The sequence below is a fragment of the Campylobacter sp. JMF_08 NE1 genome, from assembly GCF_027737875.1.
Lineage (GTDB): Bacteria > Campylobacterota > Campylobacteria > Campylobacterales > Campylobacteraceae > Campylobacter_B.
Genome location: NZ_JAOVUC010000010.1, coordinates 19,662 through 37,110, shown reverse-complemented (window position 1 = coordinate 37,110; position 17,449 = coordinate 19,662). Strand labels below are relative to the sequence as shown.

At 30.7% G+C, this 17,449-nt stretch carries 14 protein-coding genes and 2 pseudogenes; 13 read left to right on the top strand and 3 right to left on the bottom strand.

Annotated features, from left to right (window positions below):
* Positions 1 to 15: 15 nt before the first annotated feature.
* The 11 genes and pseudogenes from OFN91_RS07780 to OFN91_RS07730 all read left to right on the top strand — a co-directional run bounded on the left by OFN91_RS07780 (position 16) and on the right by OFN91_RS07730 (position 12,465).
* A complete protein-coding gene (locus OFN91_RS07780; RefSeq protein ID WP_270873846.1) occupies positions 16 to 1,416 on the top strand; it encodes a Wzz/FepE/Etk N-terminal domain-containing protein in 1,401 nt (466 codons plus the stop codon).
* Positions 1,413 to 2,417, top strand: coding sequence for a glycosyltransferase family 52 (locus OFN91_RS07775; RefSeq protein ID WP_270873845.1), 1,005 nt, complete (start codon positions 1,413 to 1,415; stop codon positions 2,415 to 2,417). The genes OFN91_RS07780 and OFN91_RS07775 overlap by 4 nt, the downstream gene beginning before the upstream one ends.
* Positions 2,407 to 3,840: a lipopolysaccharide biosynthesis protein gene (locus tag OFN91_RS07770; RefSeq protein WP_270873844.1), complete on the top strand. Its 1,434-nt coding sequence runs from the start codon at positions 2,407 to 2,409 to the stop codon at positions 3,838 to 3,840. The genes OFN91_RS07775 and OFN91_RS07770 overlap by 11 nt, the downstream gene beginning before the upstream one ends.
* 382 nt (positions 3,841 to 4,222) lie before the next feature.
* Positions 4,223 to 4,394, top strand: a pseudogene (locus OFN91_RS08315) (DapH/DapD/GlmU-related protein); the annotation flags it as partial.
* A gap of 130 nt (positions 4,395 to 4,524) precedes the next feature.
* A complete protein-coding gene (locus tag OFN91_RS07760; RefSeq protein WP_270873842.1) occupies positions 4,525 to 5,637 on the top strand; it encodes a polysaccharide pyruvyl transferase family protein in 1,113 nt (370 codons plus the stop codon).
* Positions 5,634 to 7,238, top strand: coding sequence for a cytidylyltransferase domain-containing protein (locus tag OFN91_RS07755; RefSeq protein WP_270873841.1), 1,605 nt, complete (start codon positions 5,634 to 5,636; stop codon positions 7,236 to 7,238). The genes OFN91_RS07760 and OFN91_RS07755 overlap by 4 nt, the downstream gene beginning before the upstream one ends.
* 9 nt (positions 7,239 to 7,247) lie before the next feature.
* Positions 7,248 to 8,291: an N-acetylneuraminate synthase family protein gene (locus OFN91_RS07750; RefSeq protein WP_270873840.1), complete on the top strand. Its 1,044-nt coding sequence runs from the start codon at positions 7,248 to 7,250 to the stop codon at positions 8,289 to 8,291.
* 80 nt (positions 8,292 to 8,371) lie between these two features.
* Positions 8,372 to 9,514, top strand: coding sequence for a hypothetical protein (locus OFN91_RS07745; protein ID WP_270873839.1), 1,143 nt, complete (start codon positions 8,372 to 8,374; stop codon positions 9,512 to 9,514).
* Complete coding sequence (locus tag OFN91_RS07740; protein WP_270873838.1) at positions 9,495 to 10,466, top strand: glycosyltransferase family 2 protein; 972 nt, start codon at positions 9,495 to 9,497, stop codon at positions 10,464 to 10,466. Before OFN91_RS07745 ends, OFN91_RS07740 begins: the two co-directional genes overlap by 20 nt.
* Positions 10,467 to 10,468: 2 nt before the next feature.
* Complete coding sequence (locus OFN91_RS07735) at positions 10,469 to 11,290, top strand: glycosyltransferase (protein ID WP_270873837.1); 822 nt, start codon at positions 10,469 to 10,471, stop codon at positions 11,288 to 11,290.
* A gap of 98 nt (positions 11,291 to 11,388) precedes the next feature.
* Complete coding sequence (locus tag OFN91_RS07730; RefSeq protein WP_270873836.1) at positions 11,389 to 12,465, top strand: hypothetical protein; 1,077 nt, start codon at positions 11,389 to 11,391, stop codon at positions 12,463 to 12,465.
* Positions 12,466 to 12,622: 157 nt separating this feature from the next.
* Here the strand turns inward: OFN91_RS07730 and OFN91_RS07725 are convergent, their stop codons facing one another.
* From OFN91_RS07725 to guaA, 3 genes and pseudogenes are all read right to left on the bottom strand, one after another.
* On the bottom strand, positions 12,623 to 12,898 hold the full coding sequence (locus OFN91_RS07725; RefSeq protein WP_270873835.1) for a hypothetical protein: 276 nt from the start codon (positions 12,896 to 12,898) through the stop codon (positions 12,623 to 12,625).
* 190 nt (positions 12,899 to 13,088) lie between these two features.
* Positions 13,089 to 13,196 (bottom strand): annotated as a pseudogene (locus OFN91_RS07720) (IS1/IS1595 family N-terminal zinc-binding domain-containing protein); the annotation flags it as partial.
* 302 nt (positions 13,197 to 13,498) lie between these two features.
* On the bottom strand, positions 13,499 to 15,034 hold the full coding sequence (gene guaA / locus OFN91_RS07715) for a glutamine-hydrolyzing GMP synthase (RefSeq protein ID WP_270873834.1): 1,536 nt from the start codon (positions 15,032 to 15,034) through the stop codon (positions 13,499 to 13,501).
* A 151-nt stretch (positions 15,035 to 15,185) separates the two neighbouring features.
* Here guaA and OFN91_RS07710 point away from each other — a divergent pair, with 151 nt between their 5' ends.
* Positions 15,186 to 15,674: a hypothetical protein gene (locus OFN91_RS07710; RefSeq protein WP_270873833.1), complete on the top strand. Its 489-nt coding sequence runs from the start codon at positions 15,186 to 15,188 to the stop codon at positions 15,672 to 15,674.
* The gene (gene uvrC / locus OFN91_RS07705; protein WP_270873832.1) at positions 15,640 to 17,445 is read left to right on the top strand and encodes an excinuclease ABC subunit UvrC; all 1,806 of its coding nucleotides are present in this window, start codon (positions 15,640 to 15,642) and stop codon (positions 17,443 to 17,445) included. Before OFN91_RS07710 ends, uvrC begins: the two co-directional genes overlap by 35 nt.
* Positions 17,446 to 17,449 lie beyond the last annotated feature (4 nt).

Sequence of the window (17,449 nt, the reverse complement as noted above, 5' to 3'; positions counted from 1 at the left end):
TTATAAGGAAAACAAATGAGCGAAAATTTAATGAATTCAGCCAATTCGCAAAACGATGAAATCGATATTTTCGAGTTACTAGGCAAAATTTGGAAAGGCAAATTTAGTATTGCTATGATTACACTGGCGTTTTTCGCTTTGGGCGTTTTATACACCATAATCGCCACGCCGTGGTATCAGGCAAATGCTAGGATTTCGGTGCCTTACTACAAAAATATAAGCGAAAACAAAAAAGAACTTTTTGCTAATGCGGATATGATAATAAATAAAATCCAAAGTAAATATATCGACACAAAATCAAGTGAACCGCAAAGTGCAGTGGTTAAAAAAATCGCTCCTGCGAAAGTAACGGGAACTAAAAACAACCTAAACGACTTTTTCGACATAGAAGTAATGGGCAAAAGCAATGATGAAGCCGTCGCTTTGATAAATCAAATTGTTAAAGAAGAGCAAGAAATTTATAAATCAAATATATCTTTACAAGAAAGTCGCATTAAAAACGCTCTTTATAACGCAGATGTAAAAGTTAAAATTTTGAAAAATAATATCGAAAACAATAATATTCAAATCAAACGCGTAGAAAATGATATAAATAATACAGCTATTCAAATCAAACGCGTGGAAAATGATATAGCAAATTTAAATCTTAAAATAAATCAAATCAAAAATATACAAATAAAAAGACTTGAAGATAGAATTACGCAAATCAACAATGTTTTTATGCCAAATAAAGATAAAGAGATTGCAAATTTGCAAAATATAGTCTTGCCAAATGACAAAAAGGCTTATGATGAGCTTATAAATAAAATAATTCCGAATTTAGAAAGCGAAATGAAAAGTCTAGAAAAAGAGTTAAAAAATCCAAATTTAAATCAAAATAACGCAATAGTTCTAAAAGAGCGACTAAATGATTTGCGAAATCGCTATATGAGTGCGACCACGACGACAAAACAAAAATTCGAGCATGATCTGCACGATAGCGAATTTGTAAAAATTCCAGCTTTGTTAAAGGATAAAGAGAGCTTGATTATGTCGCAAAATGATTTACAAAATCAAATCGAGCTTAAAAACGATGATATTTTAAAAATAGAAACTACAATCGGCGAAAAACAAGATGATATTTTTAAACTGCAAGTTAGAATCGGCGAAAAAAACGACGATATAGTTAAAATTCAAAATTCCATAGATGAGAAAAAAGATGAAATAACAAAACTAGAAAATCAAAAAGAGATTTTAAAGGCGAGTTTAGAAAAACAAAATTTGAGTAATGTCGTTATCAAAGATGACATTATTGTAACTAGCGGAAGCCCTGCGAAACCTAAAAAGCTTTTAATCGTAGCGATTGCGACATTTTTAGGTGGCATATTGGGAATTTTTTATGTTCTAATTAAAGATATAAAGAAAAAAAATAAATGATGAAAAACAATTTAACGCTATATGTGTGCTATACTCATTATCATATTTTAATCGCTACAATCAAAGTATTGCTAAATAAGGATGAGAATAGCGATATTGTTTTGGCTTCAAATTGGGGCGATTCTTCGCTTATTGATGATAATATCTTGCAAGAAAATTTAAAAAATAGTCAAATTTTTAAACATATGTATTTATTTGATTTATTAGAAGGCAACAATATAAATAAAAATTCATATATAAAAAAAATTAAAATTATATGTAGAAGTATTAATAAGCTCAATTTTTTGGATAATTATAAAAATATTTTTATATTTAACGATAATGCTACAATAGGCAATGTATTGAATATAAAAAAAATACCATATAATCTTATAGAAGATGGTTTGGACTGTTTTAAAAATAATAAAACCATAATACATAAAAAAGACTATAAAAGATTTATTAAGAGAAATATATTTAAAATTTATAATCATGGTGAGTCGCCATTAATTAAATCAATCGAAGTAAATGATAAAAATGAAGTTTTTTTAAAGCATAGTAATATAATAGAAATTCCAAGAGATAAACTTTTCAGTATGCTTGATGATGAGCAAAAAAGTAAAATACTAAATATATTTAAAATTAATTTTACAATCAATCCAGAAATAAAATATAATCTTATTATAACGCAGCCGTTGTATAAGGATAGTTTGGTGTCAACAAAAGCATCGCAAATACAAATTTATAAGGATATTATAAAAAATTTTTGCCAAGAAAACAATGTAATTATAAAAGTGCATCCAAGAGACAATATTGTCGATTATTCTACATTTAGTAATAATATAATAGTTATGAAAGATAAATTTCCAATCGAAATATTAAATTTTATACCAAATTTGATTTTTGATAAAATCATAACCGTTTCATCCACATCTATAAATGCACTTACAAATTGCAATAAAAGAATTAAATTGGGTTGGGAATGGTTAGATAAATATAAAAAGAATAAAAATGGTCAATAATAATTTAAAAGCTTTAAAAAGTGGTATTTGGTATACAATAGCAAATTTTTTTACAAAAGGATTAATATTTATTACTATACCCATATTTACCAGAATTATGACTAGTGATGAGATTGGGGAATTTGCTAATATTTCCGCATGGTTTTATATCTTTCTTATTTTAACATCTTTTCAATTGCAGTCTTCCATTGCATTAGCAAAATTTGACTATCAAAATAATTTTAACTCTTATCTATGCTCCATATTGTTTTTAACTACCATAATTTCATCGATATGGTTCACTGTAATTTTACTTTTTACAGATTTTTTTTCATCTATATTATCGATACAAAAAAATTATATAATTTTAATGTTTGTATGCTTATTAATATACCCAGCTATAGAAATTTTTCAGACTAGTTGTAGAGTAACATATAGATATAAAGAAGCGATTATAATTTCGCTTATTGTTGCAATATCAAGCACCCTATGCTCTCTTATTTTTACTTTAATAAGTAATCAAAAATTAGACGGTAGGGTGTATGGATATTTCATTCCTTTAATCATCATAGCTTTGTATGTATATATTTATATTATTAAAAATGGAAAAACAATTTCCAAAGAACATTGGAAATATAGTTTAATTATTTCATCCCCATTAATTTTGCATGCATTGGCCGGAAATTTACTTCAATCATCCGATAGAATTATGATTTTAAAATTACAAAATGCTTCCGAAGCAGGATTATATAGTATAGCTTCTATGTGCGCAATAATAGTATCTGTATTATGGGCTTCTATGAATACAGCTTGGTCGCCGTGGGCTTACGATAAAATGAACAATAAAGAATTTAATGATCTTAGAATTTACTCAAAACTATATTTTATATTTTTCTTTTTAATTGCTATTATTTTTATGCTAATCGCACCTGAATTACTATATATTATGGGTGGCCATGAATATATCATAGCTGCAAAAGTTATACCGCCGATAATGTGTGGTTATATTTTTCAATTTATATATTCATTATATGTAAATATTGAATATTTTAATAAAAAACAAAAATTTATTGCCTTTGGAACAGTTGTATCAGCTATTTTAAATGTAATCTTAAATTATATATTTATCCCTACTTATGGTTATGTTGCAGCCGCATATACAACTTTAATAAGTTATATGTTTTTATATTTAATACATTGGTCGGTGGTTAAAAAAAATGGCTGTTCTAGTTGGTATGATGGACGATTTTTTGTGATTTGTTCTGTAATGGCTGTTTTATTTTGTATTGTTATTACAATTTTATATGATTATAATATCATTAGATATATAATTATATTTGCTATCTTGTTATGGTTTTTGTATTTAATGTATATAAAAAAAGCAGAAATCAAAATGGCTATAAAAAATAAATCTTTAAAAGATTTATTAAAAATTTACTGTTAGTTGTAAGTAAGAGGTAGAAGGATTTATGAAAATAGTAAATTTTTTTTTAAAAAAGGTTAATAAAATTTTATTTCGCACTTATTGTATTAAAAATCATATAAATATACAAAAAAATACAGACATAGTAAATACTAATGTTGAAAGATATTGTCATTTTTCACATGATTGTTCCGTTCGCAACTCAAATATAGGACTAAGGAGTTCAATAGGTCGATACTCTATAATTAATAATGCTGATATAGGAAAACATTGCTCAATATCATGGTTTGTTACTATTGGAGCAATATCGCATCCATTGGATAGATTATCTACACATGCATTTACTTATAGAAAGCAATTTGGCATAGCTGATAATGATTTAACTTTTGACAAATCAAGAGTAATTATAGGAAATGATGTATGGATAGGATGCAATGCAATTATAATGTCTGGCATTACTGTTTGTGATGGTGCGGTTATCAGGGCGGGAAGTGTAGTAATAAAAAATGTAGAACCATATAGTATAGTTGTTGGAAATCCAGCGAAAGAAATAAAAAAGAGATTTAAGAAAGATATTATAGATAAGCTAATGAATTTATCTTGGTGGAATTTCTCAGATGATGTATTAAAATCAAATATAAATTTTATGAAAGTCGCAATAAATGATAAAACACTAGAACATATTGCAACAATGAAAGGAAATAAATGAAATTTATTATTCTATCTGGTGCATATATAAATGCTGGAGATTTTTTAATAGTAGATAGAACAAAGAAGATATTGCAAAGTATTTATAGTAATTGCGAATTAATAGAATATCCACGCAATATAAGTTTAGACGATAAATTAGATGAAATCAATAAAAGCGATGCTTTAATTATAGCTGGCGGACCAGCATACAAAACAGATATGTATCCTTCCACAATTAAATTGGTATCAAATTTAGATGAAATTAAAACTAAAATTTTAACAATAGGTGTTGGTTGGTATGGCAAAGATACAACAAACGAATGTGTTTATTCCTACGAATTTTCAGATTCATCAAAAAAATTATTAAATAAAATTTCACTAAATACAAACTTAGCATGTAGAGATTGGTATAGTGTAAAAGTATTACAAAATAATGGATTTTTAAATACCAAAATGACAGGATGTCCCGCTTGGTATAATTTAGATAAAGTAGAACAAACCACATTAAGAGAAAATATAAATTTTGAGTTTAAAAAAATATGTATTTCAGATCCTGCGAATGATATTAATTTTTCACAGTGTATGAAACTTATAAATTTTATTAAAAATAAATTTCCAAATTCGCAAATAAATTTTATTTTACATAGAAATGAAAATAATGGCAAATATGATGATTTAATCAATTTTTGTAATGAAAATAAAATTTCAATTATAGATATAACTGGTAGTGTTGAAAAATTTTCTATTTACGATGATTGTGATTTGCATATAGGATATAGAGTTCATGCCCATATATACAATTTAAGCAATAGAAATATTTCTATTTTAATAGAAGAAGACGGTCGTGGAACTGGCGTCGATGAAGCATTGGGGCTAGAAACAATTAAAGCTAATAATGAAAATGGGCTACGAATTTATGGCGCTTCGTTACTAAATAAAATTATACGAGGAATTTATAGGGTAATTTTTAAACATAGAAATAAATATATCATAATGCAAATAGACAATTATTTAAAAATGTTGAAAGCAAACAACTATGTTCAATTTGACATTGCTTTTAAAAACATGAATTTATATTACAAAATTATGCAAGAACATATAAGACAGACTATTGGAGAAGAAAAATGAAAATTTTGGCTGTCATTCCAGCAAGAGCCGGTTCAAAAGGTATTCCTAATAAAAATATAAGAATTATAGGTGGTCATCCTTTGATTTACTATGCAATAAATAATGCTAAAAAATCAAAATATATAACAGATATAATAGTAAGCACAGATTCCGATGAAGTAAAAACACTTGCTAGACAAATGAATGTTAATGTAAAAAATAGAAACAATGATCTATGTGGTGACGATATTACATTAGATTCAGTTATATACGATGCCATAGATAAGGAACAAGAATGGGATTATATAATCACTATGCAACCTACTAGTCCGACATTAAAAGTAGATACTTTGGATAGTGCTATAAAATATGCGATAGAAAATAACTTAGATACATTAATATCTTGTATAAATGCTCCTCATTTAAGTTGGGGCGAGGATCAATATGGTAGAAAAATTCCAAACTATACGCAAAGATTAAATAGACAAAATCTTCCGCCATGCTATTTAGAAACCGGGGCATTTGTTATATCTAAAAATTCAGTTGTTACAAAATATACTCGAATAGGCAAAAATGTAGATGTTTATGAAATTTCAGAAAGCGAATCACAAGATATAGACAATTTTTCAGATTTAAAAAGTGCAGAATTATCGTTAAAATTAAATAAAGTTGCTATTTATGTTAATGGTAATAATAAAAGAGGGATGGGACATATATATAGAACCCTTGAAATTGCTGACGAATTTTATTGTAAGCCAGATATATACTATGATATAAATCAAACCGATCCAACAATATTTGGAAGCACAACACATAATTTAATACCAGTAAATGGGATAGCCGAACTCTTTGATAAATGCAAAGATCAAGAATATTCAGTATTTATAAATGATATATTATCTACATCAATAGATTATATGATAGGTTTAAAATCAGTTTTACCAAATACAAAAATAGTGAATTTTGAAGATGACGGAGAGGGGACAATAAAGGCAGATTTGGTATTTAATGCGTTATATTGTAATTCTGACATGTCTCAAATAAAAGCTGGGGAAATTTATTATATTTGTCCAAAACTTTTTCTTTTTTATGAACCAATAAAAATTAAAGAAAAGGTAAAAAATATTTTTATATCTTTTGGTGGTGCCGATCCGCAAAATTATGCCGATAGACTATTAGGTATTATTTCAACACCAAATTATTCACAATATAACTTTACAGTTGTATTAGGTAGAGCCAAACAAAACATAGAAACTTTAATTAAATATAATGATTTTGAAAACATTAATGTTCTATATGATATAAAAAATATGCCAGAGATTATGAGCAATAACGATATTGCTATTACATCGCGCGGTAGAACAGGATACGAACTTGCTATACTTGGAATCCCATCAATAGCAATGGCTCAAAATCAGCGAGAAGAAAAGCATGGTTTTGTATCCAATGAAAACGGTTTTTCGTATATAGGTCTTAATCCTAGCGATGAAATTATAAAAGGAATGTTGGATATGTATTTAAATTTATCACAACATAGCAGACAAGAGTTGCAAGATAAACTATTAAAACACGATTTAAAAAATGGTAGAAAAAGAGTTATGACTTTAATAAATAATTTATAGGAGACAAACATGAAAACAAATTTACCTTATTTAATTGCAGAAATGGGTGTTAATTTCTACGATACGGCAAAAGTATTAAATATTACCCCGCTTGAAGCAGCAAAATTATATATTGATAAGGCGGCAGAAGTTGGAATAGATTGTGCAAAATTCCAATCATATAAAGCCGATACCATTGTATCTAAAAATTCTCCAGCATATTGGGATACAAGCAAAGAAAGTACTAAAACACAGCATGAATTGTTTAAAAAATTCGATAGTTTTGGCGAAGCAGAATACATTGAATTATGCAATTATACTCATATGAAAGGTATGGATTTTACTTCTACTCCATTTGATTATGCTTCGGCGGATTACTTATATGATTTAGTTGATTTTTACAAAATTTCATCGTCGGATTTATCAAATTTGCCTTTTATAGAATATATCGCAAAAAAAGGCAAACCAATGGTGGTATCTGTTGGTGCTGCGTATTTATCAGAAGTAGATGAAGCTATTAGAGCCATACAAAACACCGGCAATAATGATATTACTATATTACATTGTGTTTTATCGTATCCTACAAAACCAAATAATGCTAATTTAAAAATCATAGAAACTTTGAAAAAAGTTTTTCCAAATGTTAAAATAGGTTTTAGCGATCATGTGGCACCAGATGATACAATGATGACATTGGCATGTGCATATATGCTTGGCGCCAAGATAATAGAAAAACATTTTACATTAGATAAAACTTTACCCGGAAATGATCATTATCATGCCGGCGATCCAAGTGATTTCAAAAAAGCTATATCGAATTTCAAATGGATAAATTCTATTTTAGGAAATTCCGATAAAACTGTATTAGAATGTGAAATAATCCCTAGAAGAGAAGCCAGAAGATCTCTTGTACTTACTAGAAATGTAAATAAAGGTGAAATTTTAAAGGCTACGGATTTAATGCCAAAAAGACCAGGCACCGGTATTTCTCCAAAATTTACAGAAATTGTTATTGGAAGAAAAGTATTAAAAGATCTCGAAGAAGATACTATTTTAACTTGGGATATGATATAAATTCTATCCACTAATAAAATGATGGTTGCAAAGATGTTTTTTAGGATTTTTTATCATTATGTCGTCGGGGATAAAAAAGCATGAAACAACAAATAAAAATTAACTATTCAACATTGCTTTTTTTGACACTGTTTATTACATTTTTTAGCATAAATGCTTTGCCGATTAATCCAGCCTACATTTTGGCATTATTTTTGTTTTTTATCTCGTTTATTTTTATTATAAAAAATAATTATATAAATTCCTTTACATTATTTAATTTTTTATTTGCAAATACAATGCTTATTTTGTTTTTGATTTGGTATTATCTATTTAGAGACACTTTAATAAAAGATGTTTTAGGAATAAATATTTTATCACCTTTATTATTTATACTATGTATCTTTTTAGGCGTAGTATCATCATGTTTTATTAATTATTTTCAAAAAAACGATAAAGTTAAAATATATGCGATAATTAAAGATATTGCGTTATATTTTTTTATTATTGAATTTATTATTAGGTTTTTAACATCGCCAAGCTATGTAGATTTTTACTCCTTAAAAGAAACGAGTATATTTTTCTTTGATTCCAATTTCACAGCTATATCTTTAACTTCTTTTTTATTTTATTATAAATTTTTAGAACATAAAAACATATATAAAATGAGTAGAATTAAAAAATTATCTTTTTTAATTCTACTCATTTTAACTTTTTCTCGTGCTGCAATACTTGGATATTTTCTTTCTTTATTTATTTTAAATAAAAAGTTTTTCAAAATAAATTTTTTTATATGCATTTCAATATTTATATTTGCTATATCATTTTTTATTATTATATTTCAAAATGGATATTCTTTTGTAGATTTTGACGGAAGTTTAAATTCTAAATTTATAATAATAAATAACGCATTAGATATTTATGCAAATATGCCTATTTATAAAAAAGTTTTTGGTATTGGTTTAGGAAATTTTGAATTTTATGCAGATATATTTGCTCATAATATTTTTGTTACTTTCTTGCTAGAATTTGGGATTGTAAATTCCGTGTTACTAATAATATATTTTTTTATTTTATACAAAAAAAGCGATGGATATGTAGTATATATACTGACTCCAACCATTATCATAGGCTTTTCATTATTCAGCGCATATTCTGTTTCTTTGTTTATATTTTCTAATTTAATTACTTGTGAAATATTAGCTCAAAAACATAGGAGTTTTTATGAAAAATTACGCAGTTAGTATAATAGTTCCAATTTATAATGTCGAAAAATATATTGCTAAATGTGCTACAACACTATTTGAACAAAATTTCGATAGTATTGAGTATATTTTTGTAAATGACTGTACGCCTGATAATAGTATGCAAATTTTGCAAAGCGTTATAGAAAAATATCCAAATAGAAAAGATGATATAAAAATCATAAACAAACCACAAAATGAAGGTTTGGGGCAGGCTAGGAAAACAGGCTTTGAAAGTGCGACTGGCGAATATATTTTGCATATCGATAGCGATGACTGGGTTGAACTTGATATGGTAAGCTCTTTATATAAAAAAGTGAAAGAAGATGATGCGGATATTGTATGTTGTGATTATTTTATAAATTATGAAAATAAAGAAATTCATCATAAAGAAAATTATGAAAAAGCGCAAATAAATTGGCTAAAAGCGGTTTTAATCGATATTATTCACTCTTATGTATGGAATAAAATGTGTAGGCGTTCATTATATCAAAATACTACATTTCCAAAATTTTCATATCTAGAAGATTGTTTTATTTCAACACAATTGTTTTATTTTGCCAAAAAAATATCATTTATACATAAACCATTGTGTCACTATCGCAAATTTAATACTTCATCTTTAACATTTAATAATTATTCCGATAAATTATCTAATGATTTAAAACAATTGTCTATTTCTATGAATGATTTTTTTGTTAATCATAATGTAGATAACGAATACAAAGAATATTTTTACGAACGAATATTAGTTCCAATAATTTTAGCAATCAAGGGAAATTTAAATAAAAAGGTAAATTTTATATGCCCGGAAGCAAATCATATAAAATACATATTCAAAAACGATTCATTATCTTTTGAAACAAAAATAATTCTCTCAACTGCTTTCTTTAAAATGGATTTTATTCCTGTATTCTTTAAAATATTATATAAAAAAACAAAAGGATTTTAATTGTGTATTTCTCCGTCCTAATGTCCGTTTATATCAAAGAAAAAGCCCAGTTTTTAGATAGGGCTTTAAAAAGCATTTATGATGAGCAAGAAAAGAGACCCAACCAGATAGTTTTAGTCGAAGATGGTGAGCTTACAGATGAGCTTTACGAGATGATTGAAATTTGGAAAAACAAGCTTGGTGAAATTTTAGAAGTAGTAAAGCTCGAAAAAAATAGCGGTCCTGGTATTGCCAGAGCAAAAGGTATTGAAAAATGTAAATTTGGATTAATTGCGATTATGGATAGCGACGATATTTCGCTCCAAACGCGCTTTAAAAAACAGCTCGAAATTTTTGAAAATAACCCAAATTTAGATGCCTGTGGCTCGCATATAGGCGAATTTGAAAATGACGAGAATAAAATTTATGCTTACAGAGAAGTCCCGCAAAATCATGACGAGATTGTTAAATTCGCGAAGTTTCGTATGCCTGTAAATCATCCAAGTATGATGTTTAAAAAATCGACGGTTTTAAAAGCAGGAAATTATAAAGATGAAAGATTTGGAGAAGATTATAATTTATGCGTTAGAATGCTTTTGAGCGGAGCGAAATTTTACAATATCCCTGAAATGCTAGTAAAAATGCGAGCAGGCAAATCGCAACTAAGCCGTCGTGGTGGCCTAAAATACGCTATTAGTGAATTTAAAGTGCAAAGAGAATTTTATAAGCTTGGATTTTTAAATTTTTATGAATTTACACGAAATGCTAGTGTCAAATTCATCGTTCGTTTGCTCCCAAAAGCAATTTTATCAAAAATTTATTCACTTTTGCGAAGTAAAAATTAGTTTTTGGCGGACGACTTGGTATGTATAGACACTTCGATATGGACGATACGATAATGGTTGCTCTAAAAGTAGCTGATGAGATTTTGTAAGGATAAAAAATGACAAAAAGAGATTTTTTAACAAAAATTCCGTTATTCGCTACTGCGTGTGCGATACCGCTTGGTGCAAATATTAACGATAATGCAAAAAACGATAGTTGGGAAAAATTTTCTTTTTCTGTTAGCAAAATTTATGACAGCGAAAAGCATTGTGCTTTTACTTCAATAGTGAAATTTAACAACCAATACCATATTGCCTTTCGCGAGGCAGAAAGCCATATTTTTGACAAAGACGGAGAAGCTAGGGGGGGGATCAGAATAATAACTTCTAAAAATGGGGAAAAATGGGAGCCTTTAACATTTATAAAAAAAGATGGTTATGATTTAAGGGATCCCAAACTATCTGTTACGCCCGATGGTCGTTTAATGCTTTTATGCGGTGGTTCTGTTTATATAAATAAAAAACGGATTTCTATGATTCCTCAAATTTCTTTTAGTAAAAACGGTATTGATTTTTCGGATATACGACCTTTAAGTTTAAATTTTCAAAATAAAACAAGTTATGATTGGCTTTGGCGTGTAACTTGGAAAGATAATGTCGGATATGGGGTTGTGTATTCGTTAGATTCTCAAAGACCAGTATTTAGAACTGCTTCTTTGGTAAAAACAATAGACGGGATAAATTACGAAGAAGTCGTAAATTTTAATATCCCTGATTGTCCCGGAGAAGCTACTATTCGTTTCTTGCAAGATAATCGTATGGTTTTAGTAATAACATACGGACTTCCAAACGATGGAAAGCACGGCTTTTTTGGCATAAGTAATCCGCCATATACAAATTGGAAATTTAAAAGTATCGGTATGAAACTAGGCGGTCCGGACTTAATTGTTTGCGATGATATGTTGATACTTGGGACAAGATCATCTTTTTTACCAAATTCTTTCAAAACTTTGTTGTTAAGTGGGGATATCAATGGTAATTTTAAAGAAAAAATATTTTTGCCTTCGGGCGGCGATACTAGTTATCCTGGGTTTTTGATTGAAGGAAATGAACTTTGGTGCTGCTATTATTCTTCGCATGAGACAAAATTAGCTTCTATTTATTTGGCAAAAATACCTTTGACTGCTCTAAAATAGTGGAAAAGTAGTATGAAATAATCGTTTCCTTTTGCGAAGTAAATTTGGGCCTAAACGACAAAATTTAGGATGACTTTTATCAATTAGACTATTTTTTGATACTGTTTTTTATAAAAAAATACCAAGATATAAATTTCTTTTTGTTAGCTAAATTTAACTATCTGTGATTTCTAAGTTTTGTCTTTAAATCATTAAAATTTGCCTCTAATGAATTATTTGTATTTGGCACAAGGTCCAAATTCTCGTAAGTAAAAAGTAAAGAAAGATTTCTTTTAAGGCTAAAATAGGCGTTTCTAAGCCGTTTGTGAGTATAAAAGGATTTGCCATTTTCGCTTATGGTTTTTTCGTTCAAAAACTTCTTAAATTCAAGTTCAAAGTCATTTAAAAGTATTTTAAATTCGGTGCAGGTTATATGAGTCAAGACCTTTGCCATAGTAGGTAGTATCAGCTAGGATAATTATCTCTTTGTTATTTAAATTTAGCTTTTGCGGGGACTTTGCTTTAAGTCTAGTAAAGACTCTTTGAATTGTGCGTGAAGATAAATTATTAAATTTAGATAGATATTTTAGATTTAAATTTGCAATATAATCATTATAGGCGACTTCTGATATATCTGCTTTTAATATGAATTGTCTGTGGCAATCTTTGCATTTATAAAGCTGTTTTTTATTTTTTGATTTACCATTTTTTACTATGTTTTTGCTAGCGCAGAATTTGCATTTTTTTAAGATTTTTTGCTCTCATTTAAATGACCCCTTGCAAATATAGATTACAAGGGAGATTGTAGCAGTTTTTATCCTAGATTTTGTCGTTTAAGCCTTAATTTGATTTTTTTGCAACACTTTCAAAAACGCCAACTGCGAAAGAGTGATAAAAACTTTGCGAAATTTAGGAATTAATGTGTGAATTTTTAAATTTCTAATTCACTTTTGCGAAGTAAAAACTAACTTACAAACCCACAATCATCTAAAACAATAAGCCAAAATTTGCGAAAAAAATAAAAAGACGGGCAAAACGCCCGTCAAATTAAAAATTATTCCCACTCGATAGTTGCAGGTGGTTTGGACGAAATATCATAAACTACTCTATTTATGCCTTCAACTTCGTTTATAATGCGGCGAGAGCAGTTTTCTAGCAGGTCATAAGGAAGGCGTGAAAAACTAGCCGTCATGCCGTCACTTGCATCTACTACGCGAATACAAACGGCATTTTCATAAGTGCGATTATCACCCATGACACCGACACTTCGGACATTTAATAACACGCAAAATGCCTGCCAAGTTTTATCATACCAACCGCTTGATTTTAGCTCTTCTCTTAAAATCACATCTGCTTTGCGAAGTAGCTCTAAATTTGGCGTATTTACTTCGCCCATAATGCGAATCGCAAGGCCCGGTCCCGGGAAAGGATGGCGGAATACGACATCTCGCGAAAGCCCAAGTTCGAGCCCTAGCTGACGCACTTCGTCTTTGAAAATTTCACGCAATGGCTCGATTAGCTCAAATTTCATCCACTCAGGAAGTCCGCCTACATTGTGATGGCTTTTTATCGTTTTACTTGCCCCGCTTGGAGAGCTTTCGATCACATCGGTATAAAGTGTGCCTTGTGCTAGGTATTTTACATTTTCAAATTTTTTAGCTTCCTTATCAAAAACTTCGATAAAAGTCTCGCCGATGATTTTGCGTTTTTTCTCAGGTTCAGTTACGCCTTTTAAGCGGCTTAGGAAAAGCTCGCTCGCATCGACGCTGATTAAATTTACGCCAAGTTTGAGCTTAAACATCTCTTCGACTTGCCTTGCTTCGTTTGTGCGAAGTAGTCCGTTATCTACAAAAACTACTATTAAATTCTCTGGCACTGCGTGGGCAAGGAGAGCTGCCACCACAGAGCTATCTACGCCGCCACTTACCGCACAAAGGACTTTGTCATTTCCCACTTTTGCTTTTATTTTTGCGATTTGCTCTTTTGCGAAACTTCCCATATTCCAAGTGCTACTTAATCCGCAAATCTCTTTTGCAAAATTCTTTAAAATTTGATCTCCAAACTCGCTGTGTTGCACCTCTGGGTGGAATTGCAATGCGTAAATTTTCTTCGCATCATTGCCAAACACGCACCACTCGCTCTCGTCCGAACACGCCAAAACCTCGAAATCCTCTGGCAGGCTAGCGACCTTGTCCGAGTGGCTCATCCACACGGTCGAGTTATCGCTCACGCCGTTAAAAAGCTTGTTTGAACGAAGTAGTTTTAGGCTTGCTTTGCCGAATTCTTTTTTCGCTGCTGGCACGACAGAGGCGCCGAAATGTTGCGCGATTAGCTGCATACCATAGCAAATCCCAAGTATCGGCAAGCCCAAATCAAAAATTTTCTCATCACAAAAATAAGCGTCCTTCGCATACACGCTCGCTGGCCCACCGCTTAAAATCAAGCCTTTTGGGTTTTTTGCCATAATCTGCTCGATTGAGGCATCAAATGGTATGAGTTCCGTATAAACACCTTGTTCGCGAAGCCTACGCGCGATAAGTTGCGTGTATTGCGAACCAAAATCCAAAACTAAAATGTCAGCTGTTTGCATATTTTCCCTTCATTAAAATTTCACTGATTATAACTAAATTTAGCCATTATTTGGTTACCTTGCTCGAATTTGAGTCTGTGCTATAAAACGGATCGGCTTTGTATCCGCACCCACTAAGCAAACCTAAAATAAAAAATGCTAAAATCAACTTATGGAAACTAAAAGTATTAAACAAATCATTGCACATGTGAAAAATAGTCCTTTATACGCCAAATTTCGTGCCAGAGAGAGTTTTATTAAAATTTTGCCCAAAAACTGGCAAAAAATCATAGCCTTTATCTACACCAAAAATGACATTTTGATGATAGCTGTGAAGCACCCAGCAGGACTTCAAGAGCTAAAACGAGATAGTAGTATAAAACTGATAAAAGATATATTAAAAATCTTTGCCAGCGTGCATAAATTTGGCGAATTTCATCCTGATATGGATGTGAAAATTTTCGTTGCTACCAAAACAATGAGCAAAAAGCGCAAACAAGAACTCGCCCAAAAAAAGGCAAGTAGTAGCGATGTGCGCGTAGCAGAAAAATCACAAGGCAAATTCACAAACAATATCAAAGATGAAAAAATTCATAAAATTTTTGAAGAAATAAGAGAGATTATCATTGCTAATCGACGAAATCAAATCCCTACCCGCTAATCCCGGCATTTATCAGTATTTCGGCGCAGACGGGAAATTGCTCTATGTGGGCAAGGCAAAGGTGCTAAAAAACCGTGTCAAAAGCTATTTTAGCTTCACTCCCACGCTCGCTCCAAGCCCGCGCCTTGGCGCTCGAATCGCAAAAATGATAAGCGAAGCTGTGCATTTAGAATACATCATCACCCCTAGCGAGAGCGACGCGTTGATTTTGGAAAATTCCTTTATCAAACAGCTCAAACCCAAATACAATATCCTTTTGCGCGACGATAAAACATACCCTTATATCTATATAAATTTAAACGACGAATTTCCGCGCTTTGAAATCACGCGCAAGGTGATAAAAGGGGCGAATATTCGCTATTTTGGTCCGTATTTTCACGGCGCGAAGGAAATTTTAGAGACGCTTTATATGAAATTTCCACTCGTGCAGAAAAAAAACTGTATCAAAGACAAAAAAGCCTGCCTGTTTGCTCAGATTGGCCGCTGTAAAGCCCCGTGCGAGGGCAAAATTTCAAGTAGCGAATATAAGAAAATAGTCGAAGAGGCCTTAAATTCGCTTAAAAATCCGCAAAAAATGGTGCCGTATCTAAGCTCGCTAATGCTTAAATTTGCCGAAAATGAAAATTTCGAAGAAGCTGCCAGTATGCGCGATAAAATCGAAATTTTAAAGCAGATGAATATCAAAGTCGAGGTGGATTTAGCAAGGCTAGATGATTTTGAAGTATTTGCGATTGCTGGGGAGGCAAATTTGATTTGCGCCGTGCATTTTAGCGTGAGAGAGGGCAAAATTTCGGCTTCGAACTATCACATTTCTCACCTAAAAAACGCGAACGATGACGACGCGAAAAACGGCTACAAACAGCTCATTTTAAGCGCATTTCCAGGTGGTTCGCCCGTGGCGTGTGCAAAAATTTATTGCTACGCTGAATTTGACGACAAGGCGCTTGTGAGCGAAATTTTAGCCAGCAGGCATGGCAGAAATTTTAGCATTATCGTCCCAAAAATCGGCGAAAAACGCAAAATTTGCGAAATCGCCTACCAAAACTGCCAAATAAACATAAAAAAATATCTCAAAACGCATGATTATGAATTTTTAGCGGAATTGAAAGATTATTTTGGCTTGCAAAATTTGCCTGTAAATATCGAAATTTTTGATAACTCGCACATGTTTGGAAGTGCGCCAGTAGGGGCAATGGTCTGCTATAAAGAGGGCGAGTTTTTCAAAGAAAATTACCGCCACAAACACCTAAGCTCAAACAACGACTACGACCAAATGAAGGAATATCTCACCTCGCGTGCGCTTAAATTTGACGAGCTTGGCGCGCCTGATTTGTGGGTGATTGACGGCGGCGAAGTTTTGTTAAATTTAGCTTACGAGATTATTTCTAGCGTGGGAGCAAATGTCGATGTAATCGCGATTTCAAAGGAAAAATTAGGCGCCAAAGCTCACCGCGCCAAGGGATCGGCAAAGGATAAAATTTGCACAAATAATGGAATTTTTGCACTCCAACCAAACGATAAAAAATTACAATTTTTCCAAAAATTAAGGGACGAGGCACACAGATTTGCGATCTCATTTCATCAAAAAACAAAACGCAAAAATGACTTAAATAGCTCAAAACTCCTAAATTTAGGGCTTACGCAAGGCAAAATCAAAAAACTTTTAGATTTTTACGGAAGTTTCGAAAATATATATTTGGCAAATTTTGATGAAATAAAAAGCTTAATCGGACAAAATTTTGCTGAAAAATTGTTCAAATTCCGCCCATAAAATA